The sequence below is a fragment of the Veillonella parvula genome (assembly GCF_032550495.1).
Lineage (GTDB): Bacteria > Bacillota > Negativicutes > Veillonellales > Veillonellaceae > Veillonella > Veillonella parvula_G.
Genome location: NZ_JAWFZJ010000001.1, coordinates 677,310 through 692,411, shown reverse-complemented (window position 1 = coordinate 692,411; position 15,102 = coordinate 677,310). Strand labels below are relative to the sequence as shown.

12 protein-coding genes are annotated in these 15,102 nt (G+C 38.4%); all 12 read left to right on the top strand.

Features of this window, described 5'->3' with window-relative positions; translation table 11 throughout:
- Positions 1–41: 41 nt before the first annotated feature.
- Positions 42–875, top strand: coding sequence for an Mrp/NBP35 family ATP-binding protein (locus E6X37_RS03425; RefSeq protein ID WP_009350926.1), 834 nt, complete (start codon positions 42–44; stop codon positions 873–875).
- A 141-nt stretch (positions 876–1,016) separates the two neighbouring features.
- Positions 1,017–2,417 carry an anion permease gene (locus E6X37_RS03420; protein ID WP_174892325.1) on the top strand — a complete coding sequence of 467 codons (1,401 nt, stop codon included), beginning with the start codon at positions 1,017–1,019 and terminating at the stop codon, positions 2,415–2,417.
- A 232-nt stretch (positions 2,418–2,649) separates the two neighbouring features.
- Positions 2,650–3,999 carry a M18 family aminopeptidase gene (locus E6X37_RS03415; RefSeq protein WP_174892324.1) on the top strand — a complete coding sequence of 450 codons (1,350 nt, stop codon included), beginning with the start codon at positions 2,650–2,652 and terminating at the stop codon, positions 3,997–3,999.
- A gap of 281 nt (positions 4,000–4,280) precedes the next feature.
- The gene (locus E6X37_RS03410; RefSeq protein WP_174892323.1) at positions 4,281–7,727 is read left to right on the top strand and encodes a pyruvate carboxylase; all 3,447 of its coding nucleotides are present in this window, start codon (positions 4,281–4,283) and stop codon (positions 7,725–7,727) included.
- Between the two features lie 198 nt (positions 7,728–7,925).
- Positions 7,926–8,417, top strand: a complete 492-nt coding sequence (nrdR, locus tag E6X37_RS03405; RefSeq protein ID WP_004692976.1) for a transcriptional regulator NrdR — start codon at positions 7,926–7,928, stop codon at positions 8,415–8,417.
- 60 nt (positions 8,418–8,477) lie between these two features.
- Complete coding sequence (locus tag E6X37_RS03400; RefSeq protein ID WP_174892322.1) at positions 8,478–9,404, top strand: dipeptidase; 927 nt, start codon at positions 8,478–8,480, stop codon at positions 9,402–9,404.
- Positions 9,404–9,973 carry a D-sedoheptulose 7-phosphate isomerase gene (gmhA, locus tag E6X37_RS03395; RefSeq protein ID WP_060918811.1) on the top strand — a complete coding sequence of 190 codons (570 nt, stop codon included), beginning with the start codon at positions 9,404–9,406 and terminating at the stop codon, positions 9,971–9,973. The genes E6X37_RS03400 and gmhA overlap by 1 nt, the downstream gene beginning before the upstream one ends.
- A 93-nt stretch (positions 9,974–10,066) precedes the next feature.
- A complete protein-coding gene (gene rfaE1, locus E6X37_RS03390) occupies positions 10,067–11,545 on the top strand; it encodes a D-glycero-beta-D-manno-heptose-7-phosphate kinase (protein WP_174892321.1) in 1,479 nt (492 codons plus the stop codon).
- On the top strand, positions 11,542–12,507 hold the full coding sequence (rfaD, locus tag E6X37_RS03385) for an ADP-glyceromanno-heptose 6-epimerase (RefSeq protein ID WP_174892320.1): 966 nt from the start codon (positions 11,542–11,544) through the stop codon (positions 12,505–12,507). Before rfaE1 ends, rfaD begins: the two co-directional genes overlap by 4 nt.
- On the top strand, positions 12,507–13,001 hold the full coding sequence (locus tag E6X37_RS03380; protein WP_174892319.1) for a D-glycero-alpha-D-manno-heptose-1,7-bisphosphate 7-phosphatase: 495 nt from the start codon (positions 12,507–12,509) through the stop codon (positions 12,999–13,001). Before rfaD ends, E6X37_RS03380 begins: the two co-directional genes overlap by 1 nt.
- A gap of 39 nt (positions 13,002–13,040) precedes the next feature.
- Entirely contained in the window at positions 13,041–14,060 is a 1,020-nt protein-coding gene (locus E6X37_RS03375) for a glycosyltransferase family 9 protein (protein WP_174892318.1), read from the top strand.
- Positions 14,060–15,100, top strand: a complete 1,041-nt coding sequence (locus E6X37_RS03370) for a glycosyltransferase family 9 protein (RefSeq protein ID WP_174892317.1) — start codon at positions 14,060–14,062, stop codon at positions 15,098–15,100. The genes E6X37_RS03375 and E6X37_RS03370 overlap by 1 nt, the downstream gene beginning before the upstream one ends.
- Positions 15,101–15,102: the final 2 nt, after the last annotated feature.

Genomic DNA, 15,102 nt, shown 5'->3' with positions numbered 1-15,102 from the left:
ATAGATATGAGGTATAACCTCAAAGAAAGTAGGTGTTTACTATGGGTTGCGGTAGCAGCAGTGATTGTGGCGGATGCCCATCTCAATCTTCTGGTTGCGGTGGTGGCGCGCCTCAACAACCTCAAGATCTTACAGCTCAATTACACGAGCTTAGTTCTGTTAAACATGTAATCGGCGTCGTATCTGGTAAAGGCGGCGTAGGTAAATCCTCGGTTACAAGCTTGATGGCCATTACCATGGCGCGTAAAGGTTACAAAGTAGGTATCCTCGATGCTGATATTACAGGTCCTTCCATTCCTAAGATGTTCGGTATCAAGGAAAAAGCGTATGCCGACGAAATCGGTATGTATCCCGTAAAATCCAAAGGTGGTATTGACGTTATGTCTGTTAACCTTCTTTTGGAAAATGATACTGATCCTGTTTTATGGCGAGGTCCTATTCTAGGCAATGTTGTAAAGCAATTCTATACAGATGTTATTTGGAAAGACATCGACTATTTATTCGTTGATATGCCACCAGGAACAGGTGACGTAGCGATTACTGTATACCAATCCTTGAAATTGGATGGCATCATTATCGTTACATCTCCTCAAGACTTGGTATCCATGATTGTTGAAAAAGCAGTAAAAATGGCTGATTTAATGCAAGTGCCTATTATTGGTGTCGTGGAAAACTACTCTTACTTCCATTGCCCAGATAACGGTAAGGATTACCAAATCTTTGGTGAAAGCCACATTGAAGAAATCCTTCAAAAGTACGGTCTTTTATTGTTAAACCGTTTACCAATCGATCCAACTATTGCAAACCTTTGCGACCAAGGTGATATTGAGTCTATCGAAAAAACAAACTTAGAGAACGTATCTCTACCTGAATAGGATTTATATGATAATGAAAGCTGTGCATACTTTGTGATGCACAGCTTTTTCTCACATCTTTTTATCTTGAAATATATTATATTTATGATAAGAAGATATAAATATTTTTTTTGAGCTTTTTCCTATGTAGGAGGTATGTGTATGAAAAAACTATTAAACTGGATTATTCCAGCGGCCTTCGGGGTAGGCCTTTGGTTTATTCCAACTCCAGAGGGGCTAACTCCTCAGTCTTGGCATTTATTCGCCATCTTTGTAGCTACTATCGTAGGCTTTATTACTCAGCCATTACCGATTGGTGGCGTATCCATCGTTGTTATTACTGTGGCTGCTTTGACAGGTACGTTGAAAATTAGCGAAGGCATCTCTGGTTTTGCTAACTCTGCTATCTGGTTGATCGTAGGCGCTTTCTTATTCTCTCGTGGCTTTATTAAAACTGGTTTGGGGAAACGTATTGCGTATAACTTGATTTCTGCTTTTGGTAGCAGTTCATTACGTTTAGCATACGCATTGGCTTTATCTGATTTGATTTTGGCTCCCGCAACACCTTCTAACACAGCTCGTGTGGGTGGCGTTATCATGCCAATTACTACAAGCTTGGCAAAAGCTTTTGGTTCTGAACCACAAAATGGTCCTCGCAAAATTGGTTCCTTTTTGATGCAATCTATTTATCAAGTTAATACAATTACATCTGCTATGTTCCAAACATCCATGGCTGGTAATACCTTGGTGGCGGCTTTAGCACTTCAATCCTTTGGCATTGGCATTACTTGGGGGGATTGGGCTATGGCAGCAATTGTTCCTGGTATCATTGCATTGATTATTATGCCGTACTTCATTTACAAAGTATATCCACCTGAAATTAAAGACGCTCGCGAAGCGCAACAAATGATTCGTGAAGAGTTAAAAGGTCTTGGTAAAATGAGCTTCCAAGAATGGGTTATGCTTGGCGTATTTATTTTAGCCTTAGTATTATGGGCCACTTCACAATTCACAAAACTTGATGCGACAACAGTTGCATTTTTGGGTATTTCCATTTTGCTTGCTACAGGTGTTCTTATTTGGGATGATGTTAAGAGTGAAAAAGGTGCTTGGGATACATTGGTTTGGATGGGGACTTTGATGGGCTTTGCCGGGTTCCTTTCTAAATTAGGCTTTATCAAATGGGCTACAGTTCAAGTGGGTGGTATTATCCCTGAAGGCTCTTGGGTAATTGCTTTTGTTGTAGCAGTTCTTGTTAACACGTATGCACATTATGTATTTGCATCTTTGACAGCACATATTTCTGCAATGTTCGTAGCGTTCTCTGCTATAGCTATCTCTGCAGGTGCACCACCAATGTTGACATTATTGATGATTGCATTCACTTCTAACTTGTGTATGTCCTTGACTCACTATGCAGCAGGTCCATCTCCAGTAATCTTCAATACTGGTTATGTTCCTCAAAACACATGGTGGAAACTCGGTTTCTTTACATCTGTAATCAACTTAATCATCTTTATGGGTCTTGGTTCTGTATGGATGAAGTTGATTGGTATGTGGTAAGACTAGGTACTATAAATTTTATATGTGTAATGTATTTAACTTTAGGATTTCTTAGATAAAAGTTAAATGTAAATTACAATGTATGGTGAAAGCCGTCCCGTTAGGGGCGGCTTTTTATGATAAAATATGAGTAGTTAATAGATAATTAATGTAAATATTGTAGAATAATATACGTAATAAACTATTCAAGCTAATTGTACAAATTTATGTAATTTGTGCATAGGAGGGATCTATGAAGTTTGATAATGAACAATTATTAAAGTATATTGGCGCTTGTACATCTCCGTATCACACAGTAGATACAAGCTTACAAATGTTATTGGACTCGGGTTTTACAGAGCTCAGTTTAGAAGATGAGTGGCAGTTAGATTCTGGGTCTTATGTAGTTAATGTGTTTGGCACCACCTTATTTGCCTTTCATATAGGTAAGAAACCAGAGCACACATTACGTATTGCGTCGGCTCATACAGATTTTCCTGCTATTCGTGTTAAACCAAACCCTATAACCTCTGTCAAAGGATATACAAAATTAAATGTTGAAATGTATGGTGGTCTTATCGAAAATACATGGCTTGACCGTCCATTAGGTGCAGCAGGTACGGTTGTGTTAAAAGGGAAAAATGCCTTTGACGTAGATTCTGTTCTAGTCGATACAAAACGGCCTATCGCTATTGTTCCAAATTTAGCAATTCATATGAATCGCTCTGTTAATGATGGGATTAAACTAAATCGTCAAAAAGAAATGCTTCCTATATTGATGATGGAACGAAGTAATGAAGATAATCCTACAAAGCCTTTAAATAATAGAAATAATCCTAGTTTATTTCCAGAATCAGACACTCAATACGATGAGTGGACGAAGTTTTTAGCTGATGAAGTAGATTGTGATCCTTCTGAAATATTATCTTACGAAATGACTTTATATCCTACGGAACTAGGTTGTGTGCTCGGTACGGAAAGTGATTTTATTAGCTCACCTCGTTTAGATAATTTAACATCTTGCTTTGGTGTACTATCTGGTATTATTCAGGCACGTAAAATGAATGCCAATGGTGTTCGCTGTGCTATTTTCTTTGATAATGAAGAGGTGGGCAGTCGTACAAAACAAGGTGGGGCGGGTATGATATTACCAAATCTCATTAAACGCGTCTATGACGCATTAGGATATTCTAATCAAGAGATGGACAGTTTTATTTCTAAAGGTTTTATGATTTCCTCCGATGTGGCTCACGGATTACATCCAAACTATCCAGAGAAAAATGATATTACGAATATTCCTGTACTTAATAAAGGGTTATCCCTCAAGATTGCATGTAGCCAATCTTACGCCGGAGATGCTAAGGCCATTGCTATCGTTAAAGGTCTTTGTGAAGAAGCGGATGCACAGTATCAGATTTATGTAAATCGTTCAGATACTCCAGGTGGATCTACTGTAGGTTCGATTTCATCAGCTATGTTACCGATGCGTACTGTTGATGTAGGCTTGCCACTTTTAGCCATGCATTCTGCAAGAGAATTGATGGGGGCAGCTGATCAAGAGCAATTAAATCGATTAATGAATCACTTTTTAGGTGATAAATGATATAAAAAAGAATTAATTCGATGTGCATTATTAAAAGACATATGATTTTTTGTAATGAACAGTAAAAAATATATTTTATACTTTCATAATTGGTATAATCCTTTAAATATAATGAAAATATTGTATAATAAGTATATATTATTATGAATATAAAAACTCATCATAAATTTTGATGAGGTCTTCCGTAATATTGATTTATCTGTAAGTATAGGAAATATTCATATATTAATAAAAATGAAAGCTGATAGTTCATATTTGTGGAAGCTAGTAGGAGGCAATACATGAGAAAAATTAAATCCGTATTGGTTGCCAACCGTGGAGAAATTGCGATCCGCGTGTTCCGTGCATGTAATGAAATGGGTATTAAAACTGTAGCCATTTATTCTAAAGAGGATACATTATCCTTGCATCGTAACCAAGCTGACGAAGCCTATCTCGTAGGCGAAGGTAAAAAACCAGTTGATGCATATCTCGATATAGAAGATATCATCCGTATTGCAAAAGAACATGACATCGATGCTATCCATCCAGGTTATGGTTTCTTATCTGAAAATGAAGGCTTTGCTCGTCGTTGTGAAGAAGAAGGTATTATCTTTATCGGGCCTAAAATCAAGCATTTGAATATGTTTGGTGATAAAGTAAATGCTCGTGAGCAAGCTAAATTAGCAAAAATTCCAATGATCCCAGGTTCTGATGGGGCTTTAAAAGATTATGCTCAACTAGAAGAATTTGCTGATACACATGGGTTCCCATTGATGATTAAAGCCGTTAATGGCGGCGGCGGTCGTGGTATGCGTGAAGTTCATCATAAAGAAGACCTTCGAGATGCATATGATCGCGCTAAATCTGAAGCGAAAGCTGCATTTGGCGATGATGATGTATATGTAGAAAAACTTATCGTAGAACCTAAACATATTGAAGTTCAAATCTTAGGTGATGAACATGGTAATGTTGTTCATTTACATGAACGTGATTGCTCTGTTCAACGTCGTCACCAAAAGGTTGTAGAAATGGCGCCAGCTTTTGCGTTGTCCTTAGAAACTCGTAAAGCTGTATGTGATGCTGCCGTTAAAATAATGAAAAATGTTGGCTATGTGAATGCAGGTACTGTAGAATTTTTGGTAACTGCTGACGGTAGCTTCTACTTCATCGAAGTTAATCCACGTATTCAAGTAGAGCATACTGTAACAGAAATGATTACAGATATTGATATTGTTCATGCTCAAATTAGAATCGCTGAAGGCTTTAGCTTACATAGTCCTGAAATAGGTATTCCTGAACAAGATAAAGTCCCTTGTAAAGGTACTGCTATCCAATGTCGTATTACCACTGAAGACCCTAAAAACAACTTTATGCCTGATACCGGTAAAATCTTGGCATACCGTAGCTCCGGTGGTTTTGGTATCCGTCTTGACTCTGGTAATGCATTTACTGGTGCCGTTGTAACACCTTATTATGACTCTTTGCTTGTGAAAGCGACAGCATTTGGCCCTAATAACGAAGAAACTATTCGTAAAATGCTTCGTTGCTTAAAAGAGTTCCGTATTCGTGGTGTAAAAACAAATATTCACTTCTTGATTAATGTATTGGAACATCCTGAATTCCAAAGTGGTTCTTATAATGTAAACTTCATTGAAGAACATCCTGAATTATTCGAATTAAAACCAGATCGTGACCGTGGTACCAAATTGTTACGTTACATTGCTGATGTTACAATTAATGGTTATTCTGGTGCAGGGGCTCAAGAGGTTCCTGACTTTGAACCGATTCAAATGCCATCTACTTTGGATGTAAGTCCTGCAGCTGGTACAAAACAAAAATTTGATGAACTTGGACCAGATAAATTCAGTAAATGGTTATCTGAACAAAAACAAGTATTCTTTACTGATACCACATGGCGTGATGCTCACCAATCTTTGTTTGCTACACGTCTTCGTACCATTGATATGGCTCGCGTAGCAGGTCATGCTGCAAAAGGTGTACCTAACTTATTCTCCTTAGAATGTTGGGGCGGGGCTACATTCGACGTATCTTATCGATTCTTGCATGAAGATCCATGGGAGCGTTTGCGCATGTTCCGTCGCGAAGTTCCAAATACATTGCTTCAAATGCTTCTTCGCGGTGCTAATGCTGTAGGTTACACATCGTATCCAGACAACGTAGTTCGTCAATTCATTCAACGGGCTGCTGCTAATGGTATTGATGTTTTCCGCGTATTTGATAGCTTGAATAGTCTTGATAATATGCATGTTGCTATCGATGAAGTGCGTGCACAAAATAAAATAGCTGAAGTTGCATTGTGCTACACTGGCGATATCCTTGATGGGGCTCGTACAAAATACAACTTGGACTACTACGTAAATATGGCGAAAGAGCTTGAAAAAGCTGGTGCCAATATTATTGCCATTAAAGATATGGCTGGTCTTTTGAAACCTCAAGCTTCTTATAATTTGGTATCTGCCTTGAAAGATGCTGTCTCTGTGCCAATTCATTTACATACTCATGAAGGCTCTGGTAACTCTATTTATACATATGGCCGCGCTGTAGACGCTGGTGTTGACGTAATCGACTTAGCATACTCCGCATTTGCTAATGGTACTTCTCAACCTAGCATGAACTCCATGTACTATGCATTGTCTGGTCATGAACGTCAACCAGAAATGAACATCGATTACATGGAAGAAATGTCTCATTATTTTGGTAGCATTCGACCATACTACAAAGGTGTAGATAAAGCAGAAGCATATCCTAATACTGAAGTATATCAACATGAAATGCCGGGTGGTCAATATTCCAACTTGCAACAACAAGCTAAGATGGTAGGACTTGGTGATCGTTGGACTGACATTAAGAAAATGTATCACCAAGTAAATATGATGTTTGGTGATATCATTAAAGTAACTCCATCTTCTAAAGTTGTAGGCGATATGACATTGTACATGGTACAAAACAATTTGACTGAAAAAGATATCTACGAAAAAGGCGATGTATTGGATTTCCCTCAGTCAGTAGTTGAATTCTTTGAAGGTCGTCTTGGTACTCCATATCAAGGCTTCCCTGAAAAATTACAAAAGATCATCTTGAAAGGTGCTCGCCCAATCACAGTTCGTCCTGGTGCGGTGTTACCACCAACAGACTTTGAACATATTCGTCATGAATTAAGCGAAATGGGAGCCCAAACAACTGATGAAGATATTAGTGCATATTGCTTGTACCCTAAGGTTTACCAAGATTACAACAAATTTGTTAAAGACTTTGGCGATGTATCTGTATTAGATACGCCGACATTCTTCTTTGGTATGAAACGGGGCGAAGAAATCCAAGTAACTATCGAGAAAGGTAAAACACTTATCATTAAAATGAATGGTGTTTCTGATCCTGATGAAGATGGTAATCGTATCATATTGTTCGAGTTTAATGGTCAACCTCGTAGTATTAAGGTTCATGATAAACATGCTAAGACAACTGGTGTAGTTCGTCGCAAAGCGGATGAATCTAACCCTGGTGAAATAGGTGCTACATTGTCTGGTTCCGTTGTTAAGATCCTCGTTAAGAATGGTCAATCTGTAACTAAAGGTGAACCATTGATTGTTACAGAAGCGATGAAAATGGAAACAACAATCACAGCTCCTATCGATGGTATCGTAGAAGAAATCCTTGTACGTGAAGGTAGCCGTATCGAATCTGGTGACTGCTTGCTTCGTATTGAAGATGCTTTAAAACGATAAGCTAACAATCATTTAAAATTAAAAATATTATTTCTCAAATATTTCATAAAATGAAAAATTGAAGAATAATGGAAGAATCCCTAGGAAATCCTAGGGATTCTTTGTATTTTCAAGGGTTTCATGGTACTATATAATATAGAGAAAATGGGCGTATTATGCGTTATTTTAGAATGATTAGTAGAAAAGGAGTAGTAACAGATGAGATGTCCTTATTGCCAACACACAGACACGAAGGTAACAGACTCTAGAACGACTGATGAAGGTAATAGTATTCGCCGTCGCCGTGAATGTATCAATTGTGGCCGTCGCTTTACTACCTATGAAATTATAGAAGAAGTACCACTTATGGTATTGAAGAAAAATGGACGACGTGAATTATTTGACCGCGGTAAGCTACTGAATGGGTTATTGCGCTCTTGTGATAAGCGTACAGTTCCTATGTCTGTGATGGAGCAAGTAGTTAATGATGTAGAGCGTGATATTCGGAATGAAATTAACCAAGAGGTTACAACTGATCGCATTGGTGAGCTTGTGTTACAACAACTGAAAGACATAGATCAAGTTGCATATGTTCGTTTTGCTAGTGTATATCGTAAGTTTGATAATATTGATAGCTTTATGGAAGAGTTAAAAGCTCTGAAGAAGTTAGACGCTAAAAAGCCGAAACGCAAACCTGTCGTAGAAGAATAATTGATTCTGTATTACTGATTGGTTATACATGGTTTTGAAATTAGCAATGTGTGAGGCTTTATGATAGATTTACATTGTGATACGATGATGCAATTGCTAGATCATCCTGATAGTGGTGATTTATATCGCAATACTTGGAAAATCGATATAGAAAAATTACAAAAGGCTCATAGCAAGATACAAGACTTTGCACTCTTTATTAATATGGGTGAGACGAATGACCCTTATGGCCGCTATGAAGAGATGCGTAATTTGTGTGTATCACAAATTCATCACTATGGAGAGCACATACAACATGTGCTCTCTTATCAAGATGTAGAGTCTGTATACAAGACTGGTAAGATTGGGGCACTTATGTCTATTGAGGAAGGTGGCGTACTAGGTGGCGATTTAAATAAACTTAACCAAGCTTACCAAGATGGAGTCAGACTTATAACGCTAACATGGAACTATCCAAATGGACTTGGCGAGCCACATTGTGGTGAGCAACATAAGAAATTAACATCTAAAGGTGTTGAATTTGTAGAAGCTATGCAAGAGTTAGGGATAATTGTTGATTGCTCTCATCTTAACGATGCTGGTACAGAGCAACTAGGAGATATTTTAGATGTTCCTTTTATAGCATCTCATTCAAATGCACGGGAATTACGGTCTCATACGCGAAATTTGCCAGATAATCTTATTAGACTTATCGCTAATAAGGGAGGTATTATAGGACTTAATTTTGCACAGAATTTTCTCGGCACATCGCCAATTAGTCGCATTGAAGATATTGTTAAACATGGTCTATATCTCATCGACAAGGGCGGTGAAGATGTAGTGGCATTAGGAACTGATTTTGATGGGATTCCACCCGACACAGAGATTGCAGATATGTCTCAAATGAGTCGTCTTTATGATGCATTTAAAGAGGCAGGCTTATCTGTGGAACAGTGTGAAAAGTTATTCTGGAAAAATGCAGATAGACTACTAAAGGAGATTTTATAATGACTGATTTAAATCCAATCATTGCAGATCGTTTTACAGAGCATCTTGAAGTGTTTGGTAAAACGATGGAACATATGGATACCATTCAAGAAATCGGATATCGCTGTAAAGCGGCTTTAGAAAATGGTAATAAAATTTTGTTCTGTGGTAATGGTGGCTCTGCGGCGGACTCTCAACATTTAGCAGCTGAATTGATTTGTCGCTTTAAAAAGGAACGGCGCTCTCTTGTAGGCATTGCATTAACTACTGATACATCCGCATTAACAGCTATTGCGAATGACTATGATTTTGAATCTGTTTTTGCACGTCAAGTAGAGGGCTTAGGCCGTACAGGTGATGTTCTCATCGGTATTTCTACTTCTGGTAACTCCAAGAATGTTGTAAAAGCTGCAGAAATGGCCCGTTCTATTGGTATGCATACCATTGCTTTCACCGGTGAAGGGGGCGGCAAACTAGCCGAACTATGTGATATTACGCTGGCTATTCCCAGTAATGTGACAGCGCGCATTCAAGAAATGCATATCTTAGCTGGCCACATTATATGCGAAATTATTGAAGAAGATTACTAACCACTAGGTTATTAGATATAGGTACATGTTATTTCAAACAAAGGCTATTATAAATAAGAAGACATGTATATTTGGGTAAGGAATAGGTGGATTATGATAAATACTACCATTAATCAATTTTTAACAAAGCAACTGCCAAACTTGAAGATTGCCGTTGTAGGCGATGTAATGGTAGATCGTTATGTTTTTGGTGATGTAAGTCGTATTTCTCCAGAAGCACCGGTTCCTGTAAACCGCGTGTCCAAGATGAAAGAGGTCCTTGGTGGAGCTGGTAATGTTGCATCTAATCTGTCTAATTTAGACTGTAAGGTATACCTTGGTGCACTAGCAGGTAATGACGACCATGGCCATTTATTAAAAAATTTACTTGATACTGATAAAATCGATACGACTGGTTTAATCACTAGTGATGACCGTTCTACTATTACTAAGATGCGCATCTTAGGTGATCGTCAACAGATGATGCGTCTTGATTTTGAAACGATTACAGATCTGACGTACCAAGAAGAGCAACAACTAGCTAGTTGGCTCGAAAATCTATGTAAAGTTGGTATCGATGGTATTGTCGTATCCGACTATGGTAAAGGCGTTTGTACACCTACCTTGTTGAAGACAATCTTTAGTTTGGCTAAGGAATATGGTGTGCAAACAATCGTAGATCCTAAGGGTGCAGACTGGTCTAAATATAATGGTGCTACATGTATTACACCGAATGTAAAAGAACTCGGTGAATGTGTAGGCCGTAAATTAGAAAATGATGATGCTACTATCGTAGAGGCTGCTAAGTCTGTACTCGCTACTGTAGATTTAGATTATATTGTAGCTACGCGCTCTGCAAAAGGGATTACGGTTATTGCAAAGGATGGCCGTACATGGCATAATCCTGCTACTCAACAAGAGGTATTCGATGTAAGTGGTGCAGGAGATACCGTTGTATCCATGATGATGACCTGTCTTGCAAGTGGTTTATCGATGCGTTTAGCCTTGCATATCGCCAATGGTGCAGCGGGTATCGTAGTATCTAAGGTTGGTACGTATCCAATACATCGTTCTGAGCTATTAGACTTATGGCATTCCTATAAACATAGTATTCAATCTAAACCATTATATACAAAGGAAGAAATGAAAGAACTCGTTTCACAATGGCAAAGCAAAGGTGAGACAGTAGTGTTCACCAATGGTTGTTTTGACATTCTTCACCGCGGACATATCACGTATTTACAAGAAGCGGCACAGTTAGGTGACCACCTTATCATTGGGTTGAACTCTGATACATCGGTTAGACGCTTAAAAGGGGAAACGCGGCCAATTGTAAGTGAAGAGGATAGAGCGGCCTTGTTGAGTGCGTTGCGATGCATCGATGGGGTTGTGTTATTTGAAGAAGATACACCAGCTGAACTATTAGCATATTTACGTCCTAACACTCTCGTTAAGGGCGGAGATTATAAAATCGAAGATATTATCGGACGGGAGTCCGTTGACAATGTAGAGGTTCTTTCGTTTAAAGAAGGCTATTCTACATCAGATATTGTAGGGAAAATAGCTACTATGGCTAAGGAGGGCAAATTATGATTATCGTAACAGGTGGTGCTGGTTTTATTGGCAGTAATATTGTGAAAGCACTTAACGACAGAGGTCGTACTGATATTTTGATCGTAGATGATCTTACAGATGGTCGTAAGATTCGCAATATTCAAAATCTAGAATTTCTAGATTACATCGATTGTGATGATTTTGATTGTGCCATTTCTGATGGTACATTCGATGTAGGCCCAATTGAAGTCGTATTCCACGAGGGTGCTTGTGCAGATACGATGGAATATAATGGCAAATATATGATGAAGAACAATTATGAAGGTTCTAAAAATTTATTTCATTATTGCCAAGATCGCCGTATTCCATTCATCTATGCATCCTCTGCATCTACATATGGTAATGGTACAAATGGTTTCGTAGAAAAGCCTGAAGCTGAAGAAGCACTTAATCCATATGCGTATTCTAAGCTGTTATTCGACCGTTATGTACGCAAATATGAAGGTGAATATACTGCACAAGTAGTTGGTTTACGTTACTTTAACGTATATGGTCCTAATGAAGCTCATAAAGATAAAATGGCTTCTTTAGTACGCCAAATGTTCTACAAAAATAAAGAAACAGGTATCATTAACCTCTTTGAAGGTACGGATGGCTACGAAGATGGTGGTCAAACACGTGACTTTATCTATGTAAAAGACGTAGTTAATGTAAACTTTTATTTTTGGGAGCACCCTGAAATCTCTGGTACTTTCAACTGTGGTACAGGTAATGCTCATAGCTTTAACCAATTCATGCAAGCTGTAATCGACTACAATGGTCAAGGCAAAATTGAATATGTGCCATTCCCAGAGGTGTTAAAAGGCAAATATCAAAGCTTTACAGAGGCTGATACTACTAAATTGTTAGCAGCTGGCTATGATAAAGGGTTCCATAAAATGGAAGATGCCGTTAAAGAATACTGTGAACTATTAGATAATAATGAAGGGTATTTACGCTAATGCGCAAGGTATTATTTTTAGATCGCGATGGCGTTATTAATAAAGATGTTAGCTATCTATATAAAGTCAGCGATTTAGAGTGGGTAGACGGTGCAAAAGAGGCGCTTGCCTATGCGTATAGCAAGGGATATGATCTCATTGTAGTGACAAATCAGAGTGGTGTGGCTCGCGGTTACTATAAAGAGTCTGATGTTCAAATTTTACATGACCATATGGCTCATGAACTAGACCGCAGTGGGGCACCGATTTTACATTTCTATTACTGCCCTCATCATAAAGAAGGATCTGTTCCATTATACGCGGTGGATTGTGAATGTAGAAAACCTAAACCTGGCATGATTAATCAAGCCATTAAGGATTATGATGTAAATCCTGCAGAGAGTTTCCTTATAGGTGACAGTCAGCGTGATGTTGATGCCGCTGAAGCCGCTGGGGTTAAAGGTTACCTATTTACAGGTACAAATTTATTAGATTTTATTAAAACAATAATTTAGTGTGTGTATTGAGTTGTTGTATTTGGGGGTGGAGGCTATATGAAAGATTACAAGAATATACTCATCATCAAGATGAGTTCCTTAGGCGATGTAATTCACGCATTGCCTACCTTGTACGCTATGCGAAAGAATTGGCCTAATGCTCATATTACATGGGCCATTCACGAGCAGTTTGCTAGCCTCTTGCCTGGTACACCTTGGGTCGATGATGTGATTATTATCGATAAAAAACGACTCAAAAAGCCTGCTTATTTATATCAATTGCGCAAAGATTTGCATAGTCGTCATTTTGATATGACCCTGGACCTTCAATGTATTGCTAAAAGCGCCATTGTATCTTTATTATCTGGTTCACCTGAAAAGTATGGCTACTGGGAGCTTCGCGAAGGAAGTAATCTAGTTAATAAAGCCTTAGTAGGTGAGCATAAATACGACCATGTTATCGAACGGTATCTTGATACTGTACGTGCACTTGGTGGCGAGGTAGAGGAGATTGAATTTCCTATGCCAGCCTACGTTGAGGCTGAGAAATCTATAAAACAAAAGTTGAAATGCCATGGTGTAGATGATGAATATATTGTAGTTGTACCAGGGGCACGATGGATTGTTAAGGAGTGGCCACTTCTTAATTTTGGAGAACTTTGTATTCGTCTATGCGAATCTGGTAAAAAGGTTGTTGTCGCCGGTGCCCCTGATGACGCAGAGAAGGGTACTTTTATTGAGAACTACGTAAAGAATGATAATCTCATTAATTTAGTGGGATCTACAACAATGCCTGAACTCATTGAGTTGATTCGTCATTGTCAAATTTTTATTAGTGCCGATACGGGACCATTGCATATTGCAAATGCCTTGAAGCGTCCTTTGATTGCCATGTTTGGCACAACATCTCCTAAACGTACAGGTCCTTATGGTGGCAGTCATGTACATCTCATTATTTCACCTACATCTAAGGCTACACCTGAGCAACCACTAGTAGATGATCCAGACTGTATGGCACAAATTCCTGTAGACGCAGTATGGTCAGTGTATGAACAAGTACTTGGAAAGGAACTATAATGGAACTAGATTATAAGCGCATTGTGGTACCCTTTTTAATGCATTTAGGAGATGTTATATTAACGACTCCATTTTTAGAAGTGCTTCGCAAAGCGGCTCCTCATAGTCATATTACGTATGTAATAGATGAAAAATTACAACAAGTAATGCAATATAATCCAAATATTGATGAACTTATTGTTGTAGATAAAAAAGGTCGCCATAATAGTATCTCAGGTCTCAATGAAGTTGCTCGTGAAATTAATGCTAAGGGAAAACCTGATATTGTCATTAATTTACATCCTAATGAGCGTACTTCATATTTAGCATGGAAGATTCATGCACCTATCACAACTGGTATGAGCCATTTTTTATTTAGACCATTCATGACAAAATATACGCGGTTAGATCGTAAAACTCGTCATGCCGCGGATATGTACATTAATGTACTAGAGCAATTAGGTGTAACAGATACTTCTAACTCTGGTTTACATATTGAAACCTGTGAAGAATGGCGTCGTCAGGCTCAAGAGTTTTACGCTACACATGGAGTAACTGATACTGATATACTCATTGGTTTTAATATCGGTAGCGCCGTTCCTGAGAAACGCTGGCCTGCTGAACGTTTTGCTCATGTAGCAGATTACTTTGGTTGTTTAGGTTGTAAGACGATTTTCTTTGGCGGACCTATGGATCTTGAAATGGTGCAGCCCGTAGTGGAACAAATGGAAACAAAGCCTATTGTGGCTACGGGGAAATTCCAGTTAGGGCCTTTGGCAGCTGCTATGAGCCGTTGTAATCTGTTAATTACTAATGACTCTGGACCGATGCATGTAGGCATCAGTCAAGGTGTGCCAATTGTGGCACTGTATGGGCCATCAAATCCATTCTTTTATGGACCTTATCAAGCTCATGCTATCGTTCTTGAAACGATGGATTCTTATGAGATTGGTAAAAGTATGAAGAAAATTATTAAAGAAGGAAATTATAAAGGATTATCTATAATTTCTGAAGAACAGGTTATTAAAGCTGCGGAAACGTTGCTTTTAGAATCGAAATAAAC

Excerpts from the sequence above, each read along its gene's own strand:
- E6X37_RS03425 (WP_009350926.1), top strand. The coding sequence starts at position 42 with ATGGGTTGCGGTAGCAGCAGTGATTGTGGCGGATGCCCATCTCAATCT.
- E6X37_RS03420 (WP_174892325.1), top strand. The coding sequence starts at position 1,017 with ATGAAAAAACTATTAAACTGGATTATTCCAGCGGCCTTCGGGGTAGGC.
- E6X37_RS03415 (WP_174892324.1), top strand. The coding sequence starts at position 2,650 with ATGAAGTTTGATAATGAACAATTATTAAAGTATATTGGCGCTTGTACA.
- E6X37_RS03410 (WP_174892323.1), top strand. The coding sequence starts at position 4,281 with ATGAGAAAAATTAAATCCGTATTGGTTGCCAACCGTGGAGAAATTGCG.
- nrdR (WP_004692976.1), top strand. The coding sequence starts at position 7,926 with ATGAGATGTCCTTATTGCCAACACACAGACACGAAGGTAACAGACTCT.
- E6X37_RS03400 (WP_174892322.1), top strand. The coding sequence starts at position 8,478 with ATGATAGATTTACATTGTGATACGATGATGCAATTGCTAGATCATCCT.
- gmhA (WP_060918811.1), top strand. The coding sequence starts at position 9,404 with ATGACTGATTTAAATCCAATCATTGCAGATCGTTTTACAGAGCATCTT.
- rfaE1 (WP_174892321.1), top strand. The coding sequence starts at position 10,067 with ATGATAAATACTACCATTAATCAATTTTTAACAAAGCAACTGCCAAAC.
- rfaD (WP_174892320.1), top strand. The coding sequence starts at position 11,542 with ATGATTATCGTAACAGGTGGTGCTGGTTTTATTGGCAGTAATATTGTG.
- E6X37_RS03380 (WP_174892319.1), top strand. The coding sequence starts at position 12,507 with ATGCGCAAGGTATTATTTTTAGATCGCGATGGCGTTATTAATAAAGAT.
- E6X37_RS03375 (WP_174892318.1), top strand. The coding sequence starts at position 13,041 with ATGAAAGATTACAAGAATATACTCATCATCAAGATGAGTTCCTTAGGC.
- E6X37_RS03370 (WP_174892317.1), top strand. The coding sequence starts at position 14,060 with ATGGAACTAGATTATAAGCGCATTGTGGTACCCTTTTTAATGCATTTA.